The organism is Paenibacillus sp. GSMTC-2017, from assembly GCF_016019935.1.
Classification (GTDB): domain Bacteria; phylum Bacillota; class Bacilli; order Paenibacillales; family Paenibacillaceae; genus Pristimantibacillus.
In genome coordinates this window covers 157,234-180,765 of sequence record NZ_JAECMT010000002.1, presented here as the reverse complement: position 1 = coordinate 180,765, position 23,532 = coordinate 157,234, and the positions used below count along the sequence as shown (strand labels likewise).

Genomic DNA, 23,532 nt, shown 5'->3' with positions numbered 1-23,532 from the left:
AATACGATGGAATGTTTATTTTGACATGGGGGAATGTCTTCTTATGAAATTTCGTGCAGCTGCGGTTCAGTACAAACTGGCCGATATTGAGTCCTTTCAACAATTTGAAGCACAAGTAACTCATTATGTTCGTAACGCTTCAGAGTACGGTGTTCAATTCGTATTGTTTCCAGAGTTCTTAACCACTCAGCTGCTTTCTATTGGCGATGAGAACGGCGAAGCACTTACAATTGATAAATTACCGAGTTTTACAGAGGCATATATAGAACTATTCATCACACTAGCGAAAGCATATAACATGTATATCGTGGGTGGTACACATGTTGTAGAAATGGAAGATGGGAAAAGAAGAAATGCGGCTCATTTGTTCCACCCAAACGGACATGTTGACGTTCAGCATAAAATTCATCTTACCCCAACTGAAGTTACAGAGTGGAATATGTCTGCAGGAAATGGTGTCGAAGTATTCGATACTGAATATGGGAAAGTCGCTATGCTTACTTGTTATGATATTGAGTTTCCAGAAATCGTACGAATAGCAAGGGCGAAGGGGGCAGATGTTATTTTCTGCCCATCCTGTACGGATGATAGGCACGGCTTCTATCGTGTTCGTTATTGTTGTCATGCAAGAACGATTGAAAATCAAATATACGTAGTCGTTACCGGTACTGTTGGAGCACTACGTAAAGTAGATTTCATGAGAGCGAACTTTGGACAGGCAGCGATCCTTGCACCAAACGATATCCCATTTCCCCCAGCTGGAATCATTGCAGAAGGCGTCATTAATGACGATATGCTTGTTGTAGGAGACTTGGATATTAGCTTATTAGAAGAAGTAAGGCGGAATGGTTCAGTAATGACTTGGCGAGATCGCCGTACTGATCTATATCCGAGCTGGGTGGAAAGTGAATAAACAACTATATTTGTTAAAAGATGGTGTGCCAGTTCATACCACTATTCGCAATTATTCGATTCATGATATAGACGCATTAATTGAGGTACAGAGGGTTAGTTTTCCACCACCCTATCCAGTAGAATTGCATTGGAATAGGGAACAACTTAACGAGCATATTACAAGATTTCCTGATGGTGCGCTTTGTGCTGTGGTTGATGGTACCGTCGTCGGCTCTATGACTGGATTAATAGTGAAGATGGAAGATTATGTTTATTCGCATCAATGGAGTGCTATTTCGGATGAAGGATATATTCGCAATCATAATATAAATGGAGACACCCTTTATGTTGTGGATCTCTGTGTCGCTCCCAACTATCGTAAAACTGGAGTAGGCAAATGGCTCATGCAATCGATGTATGAGACAGTTGTTCATTTAAGATTGCAACGTCTTTTAGGTGGAGGTCGAATGCCTGGCTACAGTGCGAAAGCAGTTGAGGCAACTCCTGAGAAGTATTTGGAGAAAGTAATGGCGGGGGAATGGAATGATCCGGTAATTTCGTTCATGCTACGCTGTGGACGTGTACCTGTTGCTATCGTACCTGATTACCTTGATGACGAACAATCGCTAAATTATGCAGTCGCAATGGAATGGCGAAATCCTTTTGTTTAAACTTTAATGGAGTGGAGTGTTGCACATCATGTTAACGTACCATCGAATAACTTCGATTGAAGATACATACTTTAAACCTTTACATGAACTGCTTGGGACTATTTTTCCACCGGAAGAAGTATTGGCTTACGAGTTGTGGAGAGAGCCGCTTCTAGATGCTAGTATTCATGTTTATGTTGCAATACTTGGAGATGAAGTAGTTGGTTCTACCGAATATCGTTATTACCCTGAGCTAAAAGTAGCGATGACTGATTTTACGATAATTGGTAAACCGTCATTAGGAGTAGGTCGATTCCTAATGAGAAATCGTGAGAAGGATTTGCAACGGTTAGCAATTGAGTCAGGTACAACTCCAATTGGTATGTTCGCCGAGATCTATGATCCATATCGTACTGCAGAGCATGAGTTTGGAGGAGTATCTCCTATGAACCCTTTTGTTAGAAGAGAAGTATTGTCTCATATTGGTTACAAAAAAGTAGATTTACAGTATGTTCATCCATCATGGGATCATGAAGGACAAGCCGTGTCAGAGCTAGATCTAGGTTTCTTACCACAAGACGAGGAACTTACACACATCGATGCAGCTTTAATCGTCACTTTTCTAGAAGGGTATTATTCTGCCCTGCCAAACAAGCCAGTAGAGTGGTTAGCAATGATTGAAAGATTGAAAACAAAGGATCAAATCGAGCTTCTGCCATTATAAACGAGTAGGACTGTCACATTTGTAGAGATATCTACATGTGGGACAGTTCTTTTTTTAAAAATAATTCAAAAATGTGACCGATGATATTATTGTTAAAAATGGAGATGCTAAGGGAAAAAAGGAGGGGCTGCAATGGTCTTCTGGATTTCCTTGATCTTTATTTTGTTATTTGTTGCATGGGGAGCTCTAATGCCTGGGCGAATGTCAGATTTATCGACAATCGTCTATGACTATACGATTGAAAAATTCGGATGGTTTTATTTAATGGCGATGTTTTTCTTTCTGATCTTTGCATTTATATTGGCCTTTGGTAAGTATGGCGGGATAAAGCTTGGGACAGATGATGATGAGCCGGAATATTCATTAACTGCGTGGTTTTCTATGTTATTTAGTACAGGAATGGGAATTGGGTTAGTATTTTGGGGAGTTGCAGAGCCGCTTTCCCATTATCTTACTCCACCTGAAGGGATACCTGGCGGCACACCAGAAGCTGCGCGAGTAGCGATGCGCTATTCCTTTTTTCATTGGGGATTGCATCCTTGGGCGATTTATACGATTGTAGGTCTTGCACTTGCCTATCATCAATTTCGTAAAGGGCGTAAGGGACTCATCAGCTCGACCTTTTACCCATTGATTGGTGAAAAAGGAGTAAACGGCCCTTTAGGTAAAGGAATTGATATCCTTGCTATTATTGCGACTGCTTTTGGGGTTGCTACATCGCTTGGATTAGGTGCTTTGCAAATTAATGGCGGCTTGAATGCGATATTTGGACTTGATAATTCAGCATTTAATCAAATGTGGATTATTGCCTGCGTAACTGTTTTATTTATGGTTTCAACGCTATCTGGACTGGATCGAGGAATTAAAATATTAAGTACTACTAATTTATTTATGGCGTTTCTGCTCATGATTTTTGTATTCCTAGTCGGTCCAACTGCTTTTTTGATGGATACGTTAACAAATACGATCGGTTCGTATGTTCAGAACATTGTACAGATGAGTTTACGTCTGATGCCTTTTTCGGAAAGTAACTGGATTGGCAACTGGACATTATTTTATTGGGCATGGTGGATTGCATGGGCGCCGTTTGTAGGTACATTTATTGCAAGAGTATCTAGAGGTCGGACGATTAAAGAATATGTCTCAGGTGTTCTGATCGTTCCTAGTTTGCTCGGATTTGTATGGTTTTCGGTATTTGGCGGAACGGGACTTCATATGGAGTTAATGAAGCATATTCCAGTTGCTGAGCTTGCTCAAAAGGATGTGACTTCTGCATTGTTTGTGACGTTAGGCCACTTACCCTTTGGTATGATTGCTTCAGGACTTGCAACGCTTCTTATCATTATCTTTTTTGTCACCTCAGCAGACTCGGCTACTTTTGTGTTAGGCATGTTGTCACAGAACGGAAATCCGAATCCAAGTGCTTCAATAAAGCTAACGTGGGGCGTACTTCAATCTACGATTGCAGTCGTATTACTTCTTAGCGGTGGATTAAAGGGACTTCAGACTGCATCCATTATTACATCTTTGCCATTTGCTTTAATTATTGTTGGGATGTGTTTCGCTCTTCTTCGTTGTTTGAAGGAAGAGGATAAATTACATCGAGTTCGTGAACGTAAACGGAGAAGGAAACTTGATGAGCTCATTGATCAGCATGATGTGTAATTAATTAATAATTGTGACTTGACTTGGACAAATTGGATTTAGTAATATAAAAGTAGTTTTTGAATGGCGAAAGGGGAAATTTTAATGTTTGCAGGTGTTCTTAACTCATAAATTGGATAAAGTCAGACCATTGATATGGCACTGGACATACGCTCATTATGAGTTGTGTGTTTTCAGAGGCTTAATTTCGTGATCTGATGCCAAGAGTTGAGAACATGTGGATTTCCGCCTGACGCCTACGGGATGATGGCCTGATCACCGTGCTCTAGCAGCGCGGTTTTTTTATGCTTATTTTTTGTGAGCAATTATGCTTATAACATTTAAGTCGTTCAGGTATATCATCGTTTAAGGACAGGAATGGAGCGCGCCCGCGTTCTGTTCCTGTCTATTTTTTTGCCCAAAAAAAGGAGGAATTAGCAATGAACGAAGCAACACTGGTCAAATTAGAATTTTCAAAAGTAAAAGAGATCGTTGTAAGTATGGCTGTATCACCTGCTGGAAAGAAGCTTGCAGAAGGAATGAAACCAAGCTCTGATTATGGGAGGGTACTTGCTTGGCAGCAAGAAACATTCGAAGGAGCTGAGTTACTCGCAAGCGGAGCAAGTATTCCATTGTCAGCAATGGATGGGATTGAACCATTTTTATCACTTTTAGGGAAGGGTCGAATCTATACAGAACAAGAGCTCGAACAACTTGTCGTTTGGTTAACTTCGGTTGCGCAAATGAAAAGATATATGAATAGTAAGCGCCATATTGCTCCGACGATATCAGGTTACGCAGATTCCATGCATGATTGCCCTCTACTTCGAGAAGAGCTAGAACGATGTCTTCGCTATGGCATTTTACGGGATGAAGCAAGTGCTGATCTAGCCTATATTCGTAGACAAATCTATTCTGCAGAAGATAAGATCCATCGCAGAATGGAACAAGCAATGGGTAAATATCGAAGTTTCTTACAAGAAAACGTTATAAGTAAACGAAGCGAAAGATTTGTTCTTTCAGTTAAACGCGAGCTTCGTAAACATGTTCCGGGATCTGTACTTGATGAATCATCAAGCGGGCAGACTGTGTTCATTGAACCTACTGAAGTAACTGAACTTCAAAGAGAGTTACAGCAGTGGAAAACATCAGAAGATCGTGAGAGAACGGTTATCTTATCCAAATTGTCACAGTTGGCTGATGACTACAGTTCAGAGTTAAAAACGAATGTGCAAGCGATGGCCTCGTTAGACTATTTAATGGCTAGAGCTAAGTTCGCTAGAAGCTGCGGAGGCAAACGGATCGAGATTTGTGATGAGCCTATCATTAAGTTAGTTGGCGCGAAACATCCCTTTTTACCTCAAGCTAGTATTCCACTTGATGTTGAACTAGGGATAGGCTGGAAACAGTTAATGATTACCGGACCTAATACGGGCGGTAAAACGGTAACACTCAAGACGATCGGATTGTTCACGATTATGAATCAATCAGGTCTGCTCATACCAGCTGAACAGGGTAGTAAGCTAGGACTATTTAAGCACATTGTCGCAGATGTTGGTGACGGTCAAAGCTTGGAACAAAACTTAAGTACGTTTTCCTCCCACATTACCGTGTTAGGTGAAATGTTGAAACATGCTGGCCCAAGATCATTACTATTGTTAGATGAACTTGCAGCTGGTACTGATCCGACGGAAGGGATAGCATTATCGATAGCAGTATTAGAACAGTTTCTGGAACGGGATGCATTAGTGGTAGCAACTACACATTTTAATGAAATAAAAACGTTTGCGGCCAAAACGAAAGGTTGTCAGAACGGAAGAATGGCTTTTGACCCAGAAACGTTACAACCTCTTTACCGTCTAGAGATCGGAGAAGCTGGAGATAGCCAAGCATTTGCGATAGCGAGGAGGTATGGTTTGCCCGAAACAGTTGTGATCCGAGCAGAGAAGTTACTATTAGGTAGAAACAATGCTGCACGTATTGAAATACCAGAAGCAACTAGATATGAAAGTGAATCAGTAATAGTGAGCGAGAGTACCAAAAGGAACAAACATAACGTTGATAAAAACAAACTGAAATTAGATGTGAGTAACGAATTTAATGCTAAGGATTCTGCAAATGGAGGCCGATCTCAAAGTGACAATAATGCGCCGATAAAAAAGAAGTTCGAAAAAGGCGATGTTGTGTGGATTTACCCGCTAAAAAGAGCTGGTGTTGTATACCAGCCCGCAGATGTTAAAGGTGTCGTTATCGTTCAAGTGAAAGAAGAGAAACTAAGCTTCAATCATAAGAGGTTAAAAATATATATTCCTAAAGAAAAGCTGTACCCTGATGAAACATATGATCTGGATATCGTATTCGAGTCGAAAGAAAATAGAAAGATTCGTCATTCGATGAGCCGAAAGCATGTGGAAGGTCTGGAAATAACGATATCGCAAGATCAGCAGCGTTAGTCACTGCTTTGGATAACAAGCAGATGGCCTTGCTTAAGTTCAATAGTTCCTTGTTCTTCTAAAAGAACGTTGCTTATGCCAATTGATTCACCAATCTTGATCGTAGCATTACGCAACGGGTATTGAAATCCTGTAAGCGTGATTCCTGATACTTCTAATGAAAGCGGAAGGAGCGATACTTGCTTGTATTGGCTAGGTGTAATTGTTGTAGTGTCATTGATGAGGCGAATACAATTGTTGCTGTCGATGACCATAGCTTCAATGCCGCTCTCAAGTGCGAGATTGAGTAAATGGATGTTACTAAGTGAATGGTCAAAGCGACTGCCTAATGCTCCAAGAAGTAAAATGCAAGCAGGTTTCATATCTAATGCTAGTCTAAAGGCCATTTCAGTATCTGTATAATTTTTGTCTATGGGATCACATTCGATTGTACGGTGGCTTCGATCTCTAATTTGCTCCATTTCTTCTGGAGAGACAGAATCAAAGTCACCAATTGCGATTTCTGGCCAATATCCTTGTTCGATTAGGAAGCGGGCACCGCTGTCAGCACCTATTAAAATATCTTCTTCATTAATATGATTAAGTGCCCATGGGCCAAGACTGCCTCCGGTGCAAATAACGATCCGTTGTTTCATACTTATGTGGTCATCCTTTCAAGCCTTCGATATTGTGCAAAAATGTACATGAGTTTCAGTATATCGTTTAAATGATCATCCGACAATTAGTCGAAATTAGTCGTTGCCAAGTAGTTAGAGCGGCGCTAAAATGGTAAGGGATGGTACGACCACTTCATTTTGTATATAGATCGGGAAGCGGGGACATAAGCTGTGGGTATGGATATTTTCAACATATTCAGCATCATCGGAACGATAGCCTTCGCAGTAAGCGGCGCGGTTGTGGCGATGGAAGAAGAATATGACATCTTAGGCGTGTACGTTCTTGGACTTGTGACCGCATTCGGTGGGGGAGTCGTTCGAAATTTGCTTATTGGCTTACCTGTAACTTCGATCTGGAATCAAGGTTATTTATTAAAAATTGCACTCATCGCTATGACAATTGCCTTTTTATTGCCTGTCAGATGGATATTGCGTTGGCGTCGCAGTGAAGCTTTTTTTGACGCAATAGGATTATCTGCATTCGCAATTCAGGGCGCACTCTATGCAACGAAGATGGGACATCCTATAAGTGCCGTTCTAGTAGCAGCGATGATGACTGGAATAGGCGGAGGTATTATCCGTGATGTACTGGCTGGACGTAAACCGCTTGTGTTGAAGGATGAAATTTACGCAGTATGGGCAATGCTAGCAGGACTAGCTATTGGTCTCGGCTGGTTTGTTACAACTACTGAGTTGCTTATTCTGTTTGTTATTATAATTACGTTCCGTATGTTATCGGTTTATTTCAAGTGGAAGTTGCCGCGTCGCTCACTGAAAGGAGCATTTATTACTGATCCTGTTTTACCTGGAACAACCCGAAACCAATTTGAGAAAAGAGATGTTTGATCGATGAAGTCAGCAGCACGAATTTTGTTTGTATGTCTAGGTAACATTTGCCGATCACCAATGGCCGAAGCTGTTATGCGTCATTTGGTCAAAGAAGAAGGTTTGTCAGATCGAATCGAAATTGATTCTGCCGGGACAGGTGATTGGCATCTTGGACATCCGCCTCATGAAGGAACGAGAAAAATACTCGATGAACATCAAATTTCATATGAAGGAATGAAATCGCGCTTGGTTGATAAGGCAGATTTCAGCTCATTTCATTACCTCATTTGTATGGATACAAAAAATTTAAAAGATGTTAACGAGCTAATAACAAATGCTGTCCCGAAGATTGGAGCAGCGAATGGTAGCAGTGCTAAAGTATTAACCTTCATGGAGTTGTTGCCAGACCGTGGGATAGCGGATGTGCCGGACCCATACTATGAAGGGAATTTCCCGTTTGTATATGAACTAGTAGATGAAGGATGCAGAGCGCTCCTCAAACAAATAAAGGCCGACTTGGCGCTGGAATAAATCCAACGTCTAGTCAGCCTTTTCTTCTGTCATTATATGAACGTTATTCTACTTCAATAAAGAAGCGCAAAGCTTGAGGTACTTCTTGTTGCCAGAATCCCCATTGATGCTTGCCATCTTTTTCTTCATAAAAGATGTTGGCATCCTTTTGCTCCAGAAGTGCCTTAGCATTACGATTGATTGCGACAAAATCATATACTCCCGTATCGGTTTCGAAAGCAGTTTCTTGTAACCCGACAATCATATAAATAGTTAGCCAACTGAGGTCATAGCAGTTGCCAATAATGCTTTGTGACATGCCGTAGTATGCACCAGACAAAGACATAACTCGAGTGAACAATTGAGGGTATTGCAGTGCAATGTGAAGGGACACTGAACCGCCAAGTGAGTCGCCTGCTAATAATCGATGCTCAGGTTCACGTCGAACGGGGAAACGTTCCTCGATAAACGGCAACAGTTCCTCAGCAAAGAAACGAACATAAGCGGCGTGACGATCTCCATCAGGAGCATACTCGGCTGTACGAACCTTTTTGTCCACATCGACGCCTACTATAATGAAAGGTTCTAATCCTTCGTCTAAAATAAGTTTAGTTGCTGTTGTAGCGATTCGGCCAAAGTTGAAAAAATCTTCGCCATCTTGGCAAAATACAACAGGGTAACTAAGCAAGTCGTTATAACCAGGAGGAAGGAATACGCGTAAATTGCGTTCACCTTCTGGCAGCCATTTGCTGGTTACTGTTTCTTTCAAAATAGTTCGTTTTAAATAACGATCATCGGACATTGTAAATTCTCCTTCTGTATTATTGAATGGAATACGGCTACAGTGGGTAAACAATAGTAAGGTGAAGAAGGGACAAGCTTGTATTATTTTGCTGTTGTATTATGCTGTTATACTGTTTTTTTAACTCTGTAGCATATACAATTTTGTGACAGAATGACTAGAAAGGGCGAATAATCAACGTTTTTTTTGTTTTTTGCTTTGACCAATATCGTTAAACAGGGTTATAATAATTCTATAACAGAGATACACGATTTTCAAATATTTCGATTGAGGTGAGCGTTCAAAATGAGCAAACTGCCATACGAAGTTCAAACAGAACCGGTCACACCGCTAACTGTGTTGTCACTCGATGGAGACGTAACCAACCCAGAATTTATGCCGGACCTATCTGATGACCAACTTAAAGAGATTATGTACCGCATGGTTTTCACTCGTACATGGGACGAGCGTGCAGTAAACTTGGGTCGTCAAGGCCGTCTAGGATTCTATGCACCAGTATCAGGACAAGAAGCTTCCATGATCGGAAGCGAATATGCACTTAATAAAGATGACTTCATTTGCCCAGGCTATCGTGATATGCCGCAACTTGTGTGGCATGGACTTCCACTTTACCAGGCGTTCCTATATTCTCGCGGACATCAACAAGGTGGTAACATTCCTGAGGATGTTCATGTACTTATGCCACAAATCATTATTGGTGCTCAAATCTTGCATGCTACTGGCGTTGCTATGGCATTCAAGAAAAAAGGTGAGAAGCGCGTAGCAATCACTTACACTGGTGACGGTGGTTCATCAGAAGGCGACTTCTATGAAGGTCTAAACTTTGCTGGAGCATTTAAGCTTCCGGCGATTTATGTTGTACAAAACAATGGTTATGCAATTACTACTCCATACGCAAAACAAACAGCTGCATTGTCAGTTGCACACAAAGCAATTGCTGCCGGCATCAAAGGCGTTCAAGTTGATGGTATGGATGTTCTTGCAGTTATTAAAGCTGTTCGTGATGCTGCAGAGCATGCACGTAATGGCGGCGGAGCAACATTGATCGAAATGATTACGTATCGTTACCGTCCTCACTCAATGGCAGACGATACGTCCAAATACCGTACTAAAGAAGAAGAAACAGATTGGGCTCCAAGAGATCCACTTATCCGTTTTGGCAAGTTCTTGGAAAGCAAAGGACTATGGTCTGATGAAGAAACAGCTCGCGTAAAAGAAGAGGCGAAGGCAACTGTAAACGAACAGATCAAAAAAGCTGAAGCAGTTGAGAAAATGACTGTTGCAGGTTTGATCGATTCGATGTTTGAAACTACACCACAGCATCTTGAAGAGCAAAAAGCTGATTTCCAATAATAAGCCCTAAGCAAAGGAGGATCTATTAACATGGCTCAAATGAATATGAAAGAAGCGATCCGTGATGCGATGCGCGTTGAACTTAAACGCGATCCAAACGTATTAGTATTCGGTGAAGATGTCGGTAAGGTCGGCGGCGTATTCCGTGCAACTGAAGGACTACAAGGTGAATTTGGCGAAGAGCGCGTATTCGATACACCGCTTGCTGAATCTGCTATTGGCGGTTTGGCAGTTGGTATGGGTATCCAAGGATTCCGTCCAGTTGCTGAAATTCAATTCGTCGGTTTTATATATGAAGCAATGGATCAAATGTTTATCCAAGCAGCACGTATGCGTTACCGTTCTGGCGGTCGTTACAACTCACCAATCGTATTCCGTACGCCTTTCGGCGGCGGTGTAAAAGCGGCTGAATTGCACACTGACTCACTAGAAGGTTTGGCAGTTCAAACACCTGGTATTAAAGTTGTAATTCCTTCAAACCCTTACGATGCAAAAGGTCTATTGATCGCAGCAATTCGTGACAATGACCCTGTATTCTTTATGGAGCATCTTAACCTGTACCATGCGTTCAGAGCTGAAGTTCCAGAAGGCGACTACACAGTTGAAATCGGTAAAGCTAACGTTGTTCGCGAAGGTAGCGACGTTACAATTATCGCTTACGGCATGATGGTTCATACAGCTGTTAAAGCTGCTGATGAGCTTGAAAAAGAAGGCATTAAAGCTGAAGTAATCGATCTTCGTTCACTTGTACCTTTGGATATTGATACACTTGTAGCTTCTATCCAAAAAACAAACCGTGCGATTGTCGTTCAAGAAGCGCAAAAAACATCTGGAGTAGCTGCGGAAGTTATTGCACAAATTAACGAAAAAGCTATTCTTCACCTAGAAGCACCAGTTCTTCGTGTTGCTGGCCCAGATACTGTATATCCGTTTGCACAAGTGGAAGATGCTTGGTTGCCATCTACAGCTCGCGTTGTTGCAGCTGCACATAAAGTAATTAACTTTTAATTCATGAAGAGTGGCGACACTCTTCATCTCACATAAGATTAGAATTTCAAAGGAGGTTACCATCGGTGGCTAAATTCGAATATCGATTCCCGGAACTCGGCGAAGGCTTGCATGAAGGCGAAATTATTAAAGTACTCATTAAGCCGGGTGCTACAGTGACTGACGATGATATTATTTTGGAAGTACAGAACGATAAAGCTATTGTGGAAGTGCCTTGCCCAGTTAACGGCAAAGTACTAGAAGTGTTTGTAAAGGACGGTCAAGTGTGTCATGTTGGCGACGTAGTTGCTATTATTGACGCAGAAGGTGACGTTCCAGAGCAAGCTGCTCCTGCAGTAGAAGCACCTAAAAAAGAAGAAGCTGCTCCAGCGGCTGCAAGCACACCTGCTCCGGCAGCGGCTCCTGCACCTCAAGCTGAAGTAAAAGCTACTAACTCATTAGTTCTTGCAACGCCAAGCGTTCGCAAATTTGCTCGTGAAAAGGGCGTAGACCTTACACAAGTAAGCGGCACTGGTAAAAACGGACGTATTACTCGTGATGACGTAACTGGATTCGGCGGCGCGCCAGCACAAGGGGCAGTTGAAGCTCCAGCTGCAGAACAAGCACAAAGTAATGCAGAAGCAGCACCAAAAGCTGCTGCACCAGTAGCAGCAGGCACAGCTTATCGTCCTGAAGAGCGCGTACCATTCAAAGGTATCCGTAAAGCAATCGCTAACGCGATGGTTAAATCGGTATACACGGCTCCTCATGTAACGATCATGGATGAAGTAGACGTAACAGAGCTTGTTGCTTTGCGTGCGAAATACAAGCCATATGCTGAGAAAAAAGGCTCCAAGCTTACTTACTTGCCGTTCATCGTAAAAGCATTGGTGGCAGCATGCCGTCAGTTCCCTATTATGAATGCAACGCTTGATGAGCAAAATCAAGAAATCGTATTGCGTAAATATTACAACATCGGTATCGCTACAGATACAGACAACGGCTTGATCGTTCCTGTTATCGAAGATGCTGATCGTAAAAACCTCTTTATGGTTGCAGACTCTATCCGTGACCTAGCTGTACGTGGCCGCGATGGCAAGCTTTCAGCTAATGAACTAAGAGGAAGCACAATTTCCATTTCCAACATCGGATCTGCTGGCGGTATGTTCTTTACTCCAGTAATCAACTTCCCTGAAGTTGCGATATTGGGTACTGGCCGTATTACTGAAAAAGCAATCGTACGTGACGGAGAGATTGTAGCTGCTCCAGTTATGGCGCTTTCCCTTAGCTTCGACCACCGTTTAATCGACGGCGCAACTGCTCAAAACTTTATGAATTATATCAAACAGCTTCTGGGTCAACCTGAACTGTTCATAATGGAGGTTTAACGAATGGTAGTTGGAGATGCTTCATTAGATATTGATACTCTAATCATTGGCGCAGGTCCTGGTGGATATGTTGCAGCAATTCGTGCAGCTCAACTTGGTCAAAATGTGCTTATCGTAGACAAAGAACATGTTGGCGGCGTTTGTTTGAACGTTGGATGTATTCCTTCCAAAGCGCTAATCTCGGCATCACATCAATATGAATCCATCAGCCATGCTTCCGCTTTCGGTATTGAAGTTGGCGAAGCGAAAGTTGACTTCACTAAAGTTCAAGCATTCAAAAACGGAATCGTTAAAAAGCTTACAGGCGGCGTAGCTTCCTTGCTTAAAGCGAACAAAGTTCAATACTTCCAAGGTGAAGTAATGTTCATCAACGAAAACGAAGCGCGCGTATTCAACGATCAAGAAGCGCCTCGTTACCGTTTTAAAAACTGTATTATCGCTACAGGCTCACGTCCAATCGAGCTTAAAGCATTCCCATTCAGCGGACGTATCGTTTCTTCCACTGGCGCCTTGTCTCTTCCTGAAATTCCGAAAAGCCTTGTAGTAATCGGCGGCGGATATATCGGTATTGAGCTTGGCCAAATGTACTCCAAATTCGGCACGAAGGTTACTGTTATCGAAGGTTCTGATGCTATTCTTCCAGGCTTCGATAAAGACATGTCTTCCATCGTTGCGAAGAAACTGAAAAGTACTCATGTTGACATCATTACTGGTGCACAAGCGAAAAGCGCTGAGCAAACGGATAACGATGTAACTGTAACTTACACAGTTGGTGACAAAGAAGAAAAAGTAACTGCAGACTACTTGCTAGTAACTGTAGGTCGTCGTCCGAATACGGATGGCGAGCTAGGCCTAGACCTGATCAACGTGAAAACGACTGATCGTGGTTTGGTTGAAGTTGATGCGCAATGCCGTACGAACATTCCTCACATCTATGCAATCGGCGATATTATTGCTGGACCTGCGCTTGCGCACAAAGCAATGTACGAAGGTCGCGTAGCTGCTGAAGCAATTTCCGGTCAGCCAAGCGTTATCGATTACAAATGTGTACCTGCTGTATGTTTCTCTGATCCAGAATGCGCAAGCGTTGGACTTAGCGAAAAAGAAGCAAAAGACAACGGTCATAACGTTAAAGTTGGCAAATTCCCGTTCGCAATCAATGGACGTGCTATGTCGCTTAACGCAAACGAAGGTTTCGTGAAACTTGTCGCTGATGCAGACTCCGGTCTTGTTCTTGGCGCTCAAATTATCGGAATTGAAGCTTCTAACATGATCGCTGAGCTTGCTCTTGGTATTGAAATGGGCGCTACTCTTGAAGATATCGCTCTTACAATCCATGCTCACCCAACACTTGGTGAAATCGTACTTGACGCAGCTGAAGTTGCTCTTGGACACCCAATTCATACTTTCATTAAATAATTGAATCATCTTATATAATTAACAATAACAAAGAGGTCACGCGGCACATTTGAGCCGTCGCGGCCTCTTTGTGCATATAATGCATGATGAGAGGGAAAGATGCGAAGCGAGAGGAGTTTGATCGTATGATGCAACCTGAATCAAAACGTGCAAGCGAATCTAAAACATTAATGACGCAACTTATATTCCCACTTGATACGAACCATCATGATACGATGTTTGGTGGTAAACTAATGGAGTATATGGATAAAGTTGCGGCTATTGCTGCTATGCGACATTCAAGAACACGTGTTGTAACAGCTTCCACAGATAGTCTCGATTTTTTAGCACCTATTCAAGTAGGCGAAGTGATTGAGGTTGAAGCATTCGTTTCATGGACAAGTCGGAGCTCAATGGAAACCTATGTGACTGTAACTTCAGAGAACTTGTATTCTGGTGTTCGCAAAGTAATGGTCACAGCTTTCTTCACATTTGTAGCACTTGATGAGAATGGTAAAAGTTGTCGTGTTCCTTCTGTAGTGCCAGAAAGCGAGCTTGAGCAGCATCTTTTTGCATCTGCACCTGAAAGATATGAGTTACGAAAAAAACGAAAGCAGGACAGGTCGATCAACTAGTGGTATAATGATGATTATTTTGTCTACATATAGACAAATCGGGCGACTGGCTATGAAATACAATGTGTAATCTTACGAAGTAAGTTTTGCTGCGCAAAACTAAGCATATTCTTACGAAGTAAGTTTTGCTGCACAAAACTAAGCATATTCTTACGAAGTAAGTTTTGCTGCGCAAAACTAAGCATATTCTTACGAAGTAAGTTTTGCTGCACAAAACTAAGCATATTCTTACGAAGTAAGTTTTGCTGCGCAAAACTTTGAGAGGAGTAAATCGATTATGAGTAACAGCGAACAAGCCTATTTGCAGTTATTGAGAGACGTGCTGGATAAAGGCGTTAGAAAAGATGATCGAACTGGAACGGGTACGATTTCTACTTTTGGTTACCAAATGCGTTTCCCGCTAAGCGAAGGATTTCCTTTGCTAACCACAAAGAGAGTTCCTTTCCGACTTGTAGCAAGCGAACTGCTCTGGTTTATTAAAGGAGATACAAACATTCGTTATCTTCTTCAACATAATAATAACATTTGGAATGAGTGGGCGTTTAAGAAGTGGATTGAGAGTACTGATTACAGGGGTCCAGATATGACCGATTTCGGATTGCGTTCACAATCCGATGCTGCTTTTGCAGTGCAATATAACGAGCAGATGGATGCATTTAAAGCGCAAATCCTATCTGACGACGACTTTGCGGATAAATACGGAGAGCTTGGCAATGTGTATGGTAAGCAGTGGAGAGAGTGGAAGACATCGCAAGGGGAAACAATTGATCAGCTCAAGGATGTTATTGCAATGATCAAAAAGAATCCGGATTCAAGAAGATTAATGGTTTCCGCATGGAATCCGGAAGATGTGCCACGTAATATGGCGCTTCCACCTTGTCATACGATGTTTCAGTTCTATGTATCGGAAGGTAAGCTTTCCTGTCAGCTCTATCAACGCAGTGGTGACATATTTTTAGGTATTCCATTCAATATTGCTAGTTATGCACTCCTCACGCATCTTGTCGCACATGAATGCGGTTTACAAGTAGGAGATTTTGTACACACGCTTGGTGATGCACATATTTATACCAATCATTTGGATCAAATTGAGATTCAGTTGGAGAGAGCACCTAAGGAATTGCCTATATTGAAATTGAATGAGAACAAGTCGTCTATATTTGATTTCGAGCTTTCTGATCTGACTATTGAACAATATGATCCGCATCCAGCCATAAAAGCTCCTGTAGCTGTTTAATTATTGGTTTGTTTTGTTGAAAGGGAGGGTATAGATATGTCTATTACATTAATAGCAGCAATGGATCGTAATCGTGCCATTGGTGTCGATAACAAGATGCCTTGGCATCTTCCTGCAGAGATGGCTTTTTTCAAAGCGACGACTACGGGGAAAACCGTCCTTATGGGACGAAAGACGTATGAATCATTAGGAAGACCACTCCCTAACAGAAAAAATGTCATTTTGACAAGGCAACCGAACTTAGTAATAGAGGGGTGTGAGGTTGTTCATTCTGTAGAAGAAACGATTCAACAATTCGGTAATGAAGAACTAATGGTTATCGGTGGTGCCGAGATCTATTCGTTGTTCCTACCTTTTGCGGATACACTTCTGGTGACAGATGTAGAGGTTGAAATTGAAAGTGCTGACGCTTTTTTTCCAACTTTCTCAATGATTGAGTGGCAATTGGTAGAAAGCAAGTTTAGAGAAAAAGATGAAAAAAATAAATTCAACTTTACATGGCAACATTTTAAGCGAAATAATGAGGTTTAAAGTCGCGGCATTGACGATTTGACGAACAATTCGTCATAAAATGCAAATGATTGTACGTATAGTCCATTAACGCGGTAAACAATAGAATGCTAGCATGGTATAATATAGTTCTCGGCTTTCTCGTGAAAGTTTATTGTTGAATAAAATATGAATTCCCGATATAGTTTGAAATAGAATGATTTCTAATGCAATCGGGAAACAGGGATGGAGGAACTGCGATCATGTCAACACCTACTGGATTTATGGAATATCAGCGCGAATTGCCGGCCGATCGCGACCCGCTTGAACGTATTAATGACTGGAATGAATTTCATAAGCATTTGTCAGACGAGCAACTCCGTACACAGGGTGCACGCTGTATGGATTGTGGTACACCTTATTGTCATACAGGAATGGAACTTGCTGGTTCTGTCTCTGGTTGCCCTGTAAACAATTTGATTCCAGAGTGGAACAATTTGATCTATAGAGGTCTGTGGCGTGAAGCATTGGAACGTCTGCATAAGACGAACAACTTCCCAGAGTTTACTGGTCGAGTTTGTCCAGCACCATGTGAAGGTTCATGTACGGTAGGTCTGATTGGTGATGCTGTTACGATCAAGACAATCGAAAATGCGATTATCGAACGCGGCTTTGAAGAGGGCTGGGTTGTCCCTCATCCTCCAAAGGTACGTACTAGCAAACGTGTAGCAGTTGTTGGCTCAGGCCCTGCAGGACTTGCTACAGCAGCTCAGCTCAACAAAGCTGGACATACAGTAACGGTTTATGAGCGTGCTGACCGCATCGGCGGGTTGCTAACTTACGGAATCCCAACAATGAAGCTTGAGAAACATGTTGTACAACGTCGTGTTGATATTATGACTGAAGAAGGCATTACGTTCGTAACAAATACGGAAATTGGCAAAGATATTACAGCAAGCGAGCTCGTTGAGCAATTTGATGCAGTTGTACTTTGCGGTGGATCTACTCGTGCACGTGATGTCGAGATAGAAGGCCGTGACTTGGACGGCGTTCATATGGCGATGGATTATTTGAACGGAACAATTAAGAGTTACCTTGACTCCAACTTGGAAGATGGACAATACATCTCAGCAAAAGATAAAGATGTTATCGTTATCGGCGGCGGAGATACAGGTACGGACTGTGTAGCAACTGCCCTCAGACATGGATGTAAGTCTGTTACTCAATTCGGTACGGTTGGTAAGGCGCCGCTTGAGCGTGATCCGATCAACAACCCTTGGCCACAGTTCCCGAATGTGTATACGCTTGACTATGCACAAGAGGAAGCTAAAGCGTTGTATGGAGAAGATCCTCGTGCATTCTCCGTATTGACAAAAAAATTCATCGGTGACGAAAATGGCAAGTTGAAGGAACTTCATACGGTACAAATCGAACGTACTGTTGACGAAACGGGACGTAAGATTTATAAAGAGCTTGAAGGTACTGAAAAAGTATGGCCAGCAGACCTTGTATTCATTGCGGTTGGCTTTGAAGGACCTGAAACAACGTTGATCGAGCAACTTGGTCTGGAACAAGATCGTCGTACAAACGTAAAAGCGAAATATGGAAAATACAACACAAATGTAGAAAAAGTATTTGCAGCAGGCGATATGCGTCGTGGTCAAAGTTTGGTCGTTTGGGCGATTAACGAAGGTCGTGAAGCTGCTCGTGAAGTTGATAAATATTTGACAGGTTCATCTATGCTTCCATAATGGATGTGGCTAAATCTACATTTTTATGAATTGAAATAGCAATTATACTAGCTAATAGAAGCGCCTTCGGGCGCTTTTCTTGCTTGATAGACCTTACTATATACTGTTAAACCTTTTTCTTGCTTGATAGCCTTTGATAAATCGGTCATACTTGTAAAGACCTTTTTGAACTGAACAATGAAATGAGGAATTCCGATTATGATAAAATATGGTTTGGACACGATAACCGAACTAAAGTTTAAGGAGTTCAATCCTATAATCGAGCGTAGGGACGATCAGTGGGTAGATATAGTACTTCGCCCAGAACTAGATTCTGGAGCACCGATCCCAGATGACTTAATCGCTTTTTCAATTCTTGTTATATGTACACTAGATGGAACAATTGTACAAATAGTACCGCAAGACGAAGACTGTGATTGTGAATATCAGTGTACGTTTAGTGAGAAGGAGCAAATAAAGGCATTTATTGAACAGAATCATATTCAGACTGCCATTGCAAATCTAACTTCACCATAAGCAGGAAAGTTGTGGTAAAATCGGTGTGAGATGTGTGTGGAGGGGAGATCTTCATGCCTACAGATAGCGCCTACGTATTAACACCTACAGATGTTAAAAATATTCGTACTTATGTTCAATCAAAGTATGCAACAATGCCACATGATAAACGAGCAGAAATCGTAGCTGATGCTGTGACTAGGATTATACATAAACAGCTTCCTCACTTTACGGTTGACGTAAAAAGGCAGCTCACAAGCACACTCATTCGCACGACGGTGTTAGAGCATCAAAGACCTGTTAGCGCGGATGATATTTTTTTGCTGTGTATGAAATTGGATCAGAGTGATGAAAGTATTGCATTACCTTTAAGAGAGTGGACTCGTAAACAAGAAGCTAGATTAAATCGTAAAAGCGAATCCGCTACAATTGAAGCAACTAATGCGAAGGCTTCTTCAAGTGCCGAAATAATTCCGCTACGACTACCCTATGCTAGTGATCAGCTAATAAAATGGAACATACATAAAAAGTTTTATTTGTTTAGCACATTAAGTATCTTCATTGTTGTTGTAACATTAATGTTCGGCTGGTCTTTAACTAACGATATCAACAATAAGGATTCACAAATGCCAATAGCCCAGAACGCGAACCAGGAAACTGTTGCACCAGTAACTAGTAAGAATGCTTTACCGCCTGAGCTAAAGTATGAGCATGTAGATCGTGATAAACTTATTGCATTTCTAAAAGAGAGAAACTCTATTCTCGCTGAACCCAAATATATGGATGCTATACTAAAAACGGCTAAAGAATTCGATATTCATCCTGCATTTATGTTTGCGATTACCGGTCAGGAACAAGGATTTGTTCCACGTACCCATAAAAAAGCGAAAGAAATTGCAAACAATCCGTTTAATGTGTTCCATAGCTGGGAAGAGTTTAATACGACGATTGACCAATCTTCACAAATTGCAGCTCGTACAATTACGCGTCTTAGTAAGGACAAGCCAGCAGAAACGGATCCTTTTACGTGGATTAACCGCGAATACGCCGAAGACCCTAACTGGTCGAATGGTGTCCGTTCGATATTTACAATGATCATGAATGAGATTGAATTGACTCAGGAGGGTAAATAATTACCGCAAAGGAGCGATCTTAGAGTTGAAGACACTTATAATTGCGGAGAAACCCGACATGGGACGAAATATAGCAGCAGCTATCGATCCTAAAGCAAAAAATAATCGCACTTATTTAGAAGGTGAACATTATATCATTACATGGGCGATTGGACATCTGATCGGTTTAGCAGAGCCAGATGCCTATGATGATCGTTACAAAAAATGGAATATTAACGACTTGCCTATTATTCCGTCTCCGTTTAAGTTAGTCCCTAACAAAAAAACAATTGATCAGCTCAAAGTAATTGGCGATCTAGCCAAACGATGTGACGCGCTCATTAATTGTTGCGATGCAGGGCGAGAAGGCCAATATATTTTTGCGCTTATTCAGCGTCATCTAAAGCTTAAACATCCCGTCAAGAGACTTTGGATATCCGATCTTACGCCGGAAACGATTCGTAAAGGTTTTGCTGAACTTAAGGATGGTTCGGAATACGATAACTTAACGAAAGCGGCTACTGCCCGAAGTGAAGCGGATTGGATCATTGGCATGAATGGTTCACGAGCGTTCACAACAAAACATAATGTACTGCTATCGGTAGGACGCGTTCAGACTCCAGTTCTTGCGCTTATTTATGATCGCCAAAAAACGATTGAGGCTTTTGATTCTCTTAAGTTTTTTGAAGTGGAAGCACATTTTGTCCAGCAAGAGACTCAGTATCGTGGAATGTGGCAAGGGGAACGCATGACTGACCCAAAGCAAGCAGAAGCCATTGTAGCGAAGGTGAAGGGCAAAGAAGGCAGCATAACATCCTATGAAGTAAAGGACGTTAAGGAATATCCGTACAAGCTGTATGATTTAACTCTGTTGCAGCGAGAGGCCAATGGAAAACTCGGATTTTCAGCTAAAAAAACGTTGGATACTGCACAGGCACTTTATGAAAAACATAAAGTGATTTCGTATCCGCGTACCAACTCCAACTATGTAACGGAACAAAACATTCCGGAAATGCATAAAACGTTAAATGCTTTGCAAGGAACCGCTTATGATGAGTGGGTAAAAGGTGCTAATCGTAACCTTGTCCATAAAGGTAACAAGTTTATTTGTAATCCGACGAAGGTAGAAGATCATCACGCTATATTGCCTACATATAGAAAAGCGAACGGTTTGTCGCCAGATGAACAAAAGCTATATGACCTTATCGTTCGACGCTTTTTATCGCAGTTTTATCCTCCTGCAGAATATAAATCGCATACAGTTATTACTGAAGTAGAAAAGGAAAGCTTCAAAACTTCGGTGAAAGAGTTATTAAGCTTAGGCTGGAAAGTGATTTATGGTGATCAGAAGAAGGATAAAGAGAAGCAAAAGTCGAGCAAAAAAGATGAAGAAACGGATGAAGAAGAGGAAGTAAATGAGCCGTTTTCCGTTCAAGCTAATCAATTTGTTCATTGTAGTGATGCATTGATGAAAGAAAAAGATACACAGCCACCTAAGCATTATACAGAGGGTACGTTGCTTAAAGCGATGGAGAGTGCTGGTAAACAAATCGAAGATGAAGAAGTTCGGGATGCAATGAAGGACTCAGGTCTCGGGACACCTGCAACTCGTGCAGCAACGATAGAACGACTCAAAAATGTTGGTTATGTTTCTATGCAAGGTAAACGGATTATGATCTCCCAAAAGGGGAGCGCAGCAATTGAGCTAATACGTGGTGCTGGTGTTGAATTACTGACTTCTCCTGAGATGACGGGCATGTGGGAACGTAGATTAAATGATATATCACGTGGCAGTGCATCTGATCTTCAGTTTATGGAAAATGTGAAGAAGTTTGCAACGATGATCGTTGAGAAGGTTCGGAAGCAGTCTCGTGCGGATAAGTTGTTGTTTGAAGCAGAAGCGTCTTCGACGCCCCAAAAGGGACGGAGTTCAGTTGGGAAACGTTCTACAAGCAAAGCTTCTGTCACGAATAAAAAAGCTGAGGTGCCGGGTGTACCTACGATTATTGCTACTTGTCCGAGCCCAGGTTGTGGCGGGTCAATCTTTATGGGGCGTAAAGGATATGGATGCTCCAATTACAAAGTAGGATGCAAGTTTGTTATTTGGAAGGAAAGTTATGGCCGGAGCTTAACGGAAACTCAAGTGAAGGCGTTAGTGGAAAAAGGGAAAACAGCTAAGTTAAAGTTAGTATTAGAGGATGGGACGACGACTGAAGGTAAAATCATCGTCCAAAATGTGGAGACAGGCAAACTTGCAGTGGAATGACGCTGAACCGTGCTAGGCACGATTCAGAAATCCATTTATAGTGCTAGGAACATCCTTTAGTTGATCAAGAGTGAAGAAAGCTCCTTTTGGCTCAACATTAATTTGGACGACGTTGTAATGCCATTCTTCTTGCGTGCGCATGTGAATGGCGTGAATTCCTGCTGTAAGTGCAGGTAAAACGTCCGTTCGAATGGAGTTACCGATCATCCAAGTATGTTTTCGGTCAAAAGCACCGTTAGACAGTATCGTTTCGAGTGCTGCATTGTCCTTCAATTGTCTAATATAGATACGCGATTCAAAGTATCGCTCTAGATTCATACTTTCGATCTTACGTTGTTGGATTAATAGCTCACCACCCGTATATAAATGAAGCTCATGACCTTCGCTTGCAAGGTCATCCAACGTTTGCTCCATATTAGGATATGGTTCCGTAGCATGGTCGTATACACTTATTCCGAGCTTCCAAAGAAAATCTTCTTCTGTTGCAGATCGTTTTCTCCCTGTTAAATCGCAGAAGTGGATATACGTATCGACAAAAGACTGTGGGAAATGTTCGCTCTTAAATCCCGTATTCCCGATTAGAATAATATCCCTTTCGTTCTGTATATCTCGGACTGATCCGGCTGTCACAAGTTCAGATCCACCGAACCAAGTAGTCATCGAATCTACAAATTGATCGATCACATAAAAAAAGTACTTGTTGCAATAAACTAACGTATCATCCAAATCAAACATAATTTTTTGCTTCATTAATTACAAGTCTCCTTTGCGGCAGTAAATGCTACTGTATGAACAATCTACCGTATATACTAGTGTCTAGTCAATGTAAGGGTTATTACTATTATAATCAAAAAGAGACGAAATCGGTCACTCCGATCTCGCCTCTTTTTAAGTTATGCATATTTTAATTGGGAAGCAGTTAGTTGGTTTTTAATAAAAGCAATTCGTCTACGGATATAAAAATCGCGACTATCGCTCCTTAAGTCTCTTGGGCTGATCACCTCCTCATTGCTATTGTCAATAATGACAAGACGTCCGTTGTTATAAAATTTAAAAGTTAAATCGCGATAAGGACGATACTTCTCTACGTAACGGAAATTTTCACAGTTGGTTTTCATGATGATCTAGCCTCCTTTGAATAGTTGGTTTATATAAATAGAACACTTGTTCTTATAAATGATTATACCAAACATTTGTTCGTGTGGAAAGAGTTTTTTATTTACCGTACACTAGATTAATAGAAACAATTGCAGGAAGCAG

22 protein-coding genes are annotated in these 23,532 nt (G+C 41.6%); 18 read left to right on the top strand and 4 right to left on the bottom strand.

Features of this window, described 5'->3' with window-relative positions; all coding sequences use genetic code 11:
- The first annotated feature begins 43 nt into the window (after positions 1-43).
- The 5 genes from I6N90_RS08060 to I6N90_RS08040 all read left to right on the top strand — a co-directional run bounded on the left by I6N90_RS08060 (position 44) and on the right by I6N90_RS08040 (position 6,365).
- On the top strand, positions 44-913 hold the full coding sequence (locus tag I6N90_RS08060) for a carbon-nitrogen hydrolase family protein (RefSeq protein ID WP_197935021.1): 870 nt from the start codon (positions 44-46) through the stop codon (positions 911-913).
- Positions 906-1,565, top strand: a complete 660-nt coding sequence (locus I6N90_RS08055) for a GNAT family N-acetyltransferase (protein ID WP_197935020.1) — start codon at positions 906-908, stop codon at positions 1,563-1,565. The genes I6N90_RS08060 and I6N90_RS08055 overlap by 8 nt, the downstream gene beginning before the upstream one ends.
- A 28-nt stretch (positions 1,566-1,593) precedes the next feature.
- Positions 1,594-2,268, top strand: coding sequence for a GNAT family N-acetyltransferase (locus tag I6N90_RS08050; RefSeq protein ID WP_197935019.1), 675 nt, complete (start codon positions 1,594-1,596; stop codon positions 2,266-2,268).
- Between the two features lie 132 nt (positions 2,269-2,400).
- A complete protein-coding gene (locus tag I6N90_RS08045; protein WP_197935018.1) occupies positions 2,401-3,933 on the top strand; it encodes a glycine betaine uptake BCCT transporter in 1,533 nt (510 codons plus the stop codon).
- 419 nt (positions 3,934-4,352) lie between these two features.
- Entirely contained in the window at positions 4,353-6,365 is a 2,013-nt protein-coding gene (locus I6N90_RS08040; protein WP_197935017.1) for an endonuclease MutS2, read from the top strand.
- Here the strand turns inward: I6N90_RS08040 and I6N90_RS08035 are convergent.
- Complete coding sequence (locus I6N90_RS08035) at positions 6,362-7,000, bottom strand: thiamine diphosphokinase (protein WP_197935016.1); 639 nt, start codon at positions 6,998-7,000, stop codon at positions 6,362-6,364. The genes I6N90_RS08040 and I6N90_RS08035 overlap by 4 nt on opposite strands.
- 198 nt (positions 7,001-7,198) lie before the next feature.
- On the opposite strand from I6N90_RS08035, the gene I6N90_RS08030 reads away from it, so the two are divergent.
- Together I6N90_RS08030 and I6N90_RS08025 are read left to right on the top strand one after the other, a co-directional pair.
- On the top strand, positions 7,199-7,867 hold the full coding sequence (locus tag I6N90_RS08030) for a trimeric intracellular cation channel family protein (RefSeq protein WP_197935015.1): 669 nt from the start codon (positions 7,199-7,201) through the stop codon (positions 7,865-7,867).
- 3 nt (positions 7,868-7,870) lie between these two features.
- A complete protein-coding gene (locus tag I6N90_RS08025) occupies positions 7,871-8,380 on the top strand; it encodes a low molecular weight protein-tyrosine-phosphatase (RefSeq protein WP_197935014.1) in 510 nt (169 codons plus the stop codon).
- 43 nt (positions 8,381-8,423) lie between these two features.
- On the opposite strand, the gene I6N90_RS08020 is transcribed toward I6N90_RS08025, so the two are convergent.
- Positions 8,424-9,161, bottom strand: a complete 738-nt coding sequence (locus I6N90_RS08020) for an alpha/beta hydrolase (RefSeq protein ID WP_197935013.1) — start codon at positions 9,159-9,161, stop codon at positions 8,424-8,426.
- Positions 9,162-9,446: 285 nt separating this feature from the next.
- Between I6N90_RS08020 and pdhA the strand changes: the two genes are divergently transcribed.
- From pdhA to I6N90_RS07965, 11 genes are all read left to right on the top strand, one after another.
- A complete protein-coding gene (pdhA, locus tag I6N90_RS08015) occupies positions 9,447-10,514 on the top strand; it encodes a pyruvate dehydrogenase (acetyl-transferring) E1 component subunit alpha (RefSeq protein ID WP_197935012.1) in 1,068 nt (355 codons plus the stop codon).
- Positions 10,515-10,544: 30 nt separating this feature from the next.
- Entirely contained in the window at positions 10,545-11,522 is a 978-nt protein-coding gene (locus tag I6N90_RS08010) for an alpha-ketoacid dehydrogenase subunit beta (RefSeq protein WP_197935011.1), read from the top strand.
- Between the two features lie 65 nt (positions 11,523-11,587).
- Positions 11,588-12,889, top strand: a complete 1,302-nt coding sequence (locus I6N90_RS08005; protein ID WP_197935010.1) for a dihydrolipoamide acetyltransferase family protein — start codon at positions 11,588-11,590, stop codon at positions 12,887-12,889.
- A 3-nt stretch (positions 12,890-12,892) separates the two neighbouring features.
- Positions 12,893-14,308 carry a dihydrolipoyl dehydrogenase gene (lpdA, locus tag I6N90_RS08000; protein WP_197935009.1) on the top strand — a complete coding sequence of 472 codons (1,416 nt, stop codon included), beginning with the start codon at positions 12,893-12,895 and terminating at the stop codon, positions 14,306-14,308.
- A gap of 83 nt (positions 14,309-14,391) precedes the next feature.
- Complete coding sequence (locus I6N90_RS07995; RefSeq protein ID WP_232242777.1) at positions 14,392-14,922, top strand: acyl-CoA thioesterase; 531 nt, start codon at positions 14,392-14,394, stop codon at positions 14,920-14,922.
- Between the two features lie 277 nt (positions 14,923-15,199).
- Positions 15,200-16,159 (top strand): thymidylate synthase, encoded by a 960-nt coding sequence (locus tag I6N90_RS07990; RefSeq protein WP_197935008.1) that lies wholly within the window; start codon positions 15,200-15,202, stop codon positions 16,157-16,159.
- 36 nt (positions 16,160-16,195) lie between these two features.
- A complete protein-coding gene (locus tag I6N90_RS07985) occupies positions 16,196-16,690 on the top strand; it encodes a dihydrofolate reductase (protein ID WP_197935007.1) in 495 nt (164 codons plus the stop codon).
- 221 nt (positions 16,691-16,911) lie between these two features.
- Positions 16,912-18,399 carry a glutamate synthase subunit beta gene (locus I6N90_RS07980; RefSeq protein WP_197935006.1) on the top strand — a complete coding sequence of 496 codons (1,488 nt, stop codon included), beginning with the start codon at positions 16,912-16,914 and terminating at the stop codon, positions 18,397-18,399.
- 198 nt (positions 18,400-18,597) lie between these two features.
- Positions 18,598-18,915 (top strand): hypothetical protein, encoded by a 318-nt coding sequence (locus I6N90_RS07975; protein ID WP_197935005.1) that lies wholly within the window; start codon positions 18,598-18,600, stop codon positions 18,913-18,915.
- Positions 18,916-18,968: 53 nt separating this feature from the next.
- The gene (locus I6N90_RS07970) at positions 18,969-20,027 is read left to right on the top strand and encodes a glucosaminidase domain-containing protein (protein ID WP_197935004.1); all 1,059 of its coding nucleotides are present in this window, start codon (positions 18,969-18,971) and stop codon (positions 20,025-20,027) included.
- A 25-nt stretch (positions 20,028-20,052) separates the two neighbouring features.
- On the top strand, positions 20,053-22,272 hold the full coding sequence (locus I6N90_RS07965; protein WP_197935003.1) for a type IA DNA topoisomerase: 2,220 nt from the start codon (positions 20,053-20,055) through the stop codon (positions 22,270-22,272).
- A gap of 12 nt (positions 22,273-22,284) precedes the next feature.
- Here I6N90_RS07965 and I6N90_RS07960 read toward each other — a convergent pair whose 3' ends face one another.
- Both I6N90_RS07960 and I6N90_RS07955 read right to left on the bottom strand, forming a co-directional pair.
- Positions 22,285-23,022, bottom strand: a complete 738-nt coding sequence (locus I6N90_RS07960) for an HAD family hydrolase (RefSeq protein ID WP_197935002.1) — start codon at positions 23,020-23,022, stop codon at positions 22,285-22,287.
- Positions 23,023-23,165: 143 nt separating this feature from the next.
- Positions 23,166-23,390: a hypothetical protein gene (locus tag I6N90_RS07955; protein ID WP_197935001.1), complete on the bottom strand. Its 225-nt coding sequence runs from the start codon at positions 23,388-23,390 to the stop codon at positions 23,166-23,168.
- Between the last annotated feature and the right edge of the window lie 142 nt (positions 23,391-23,532).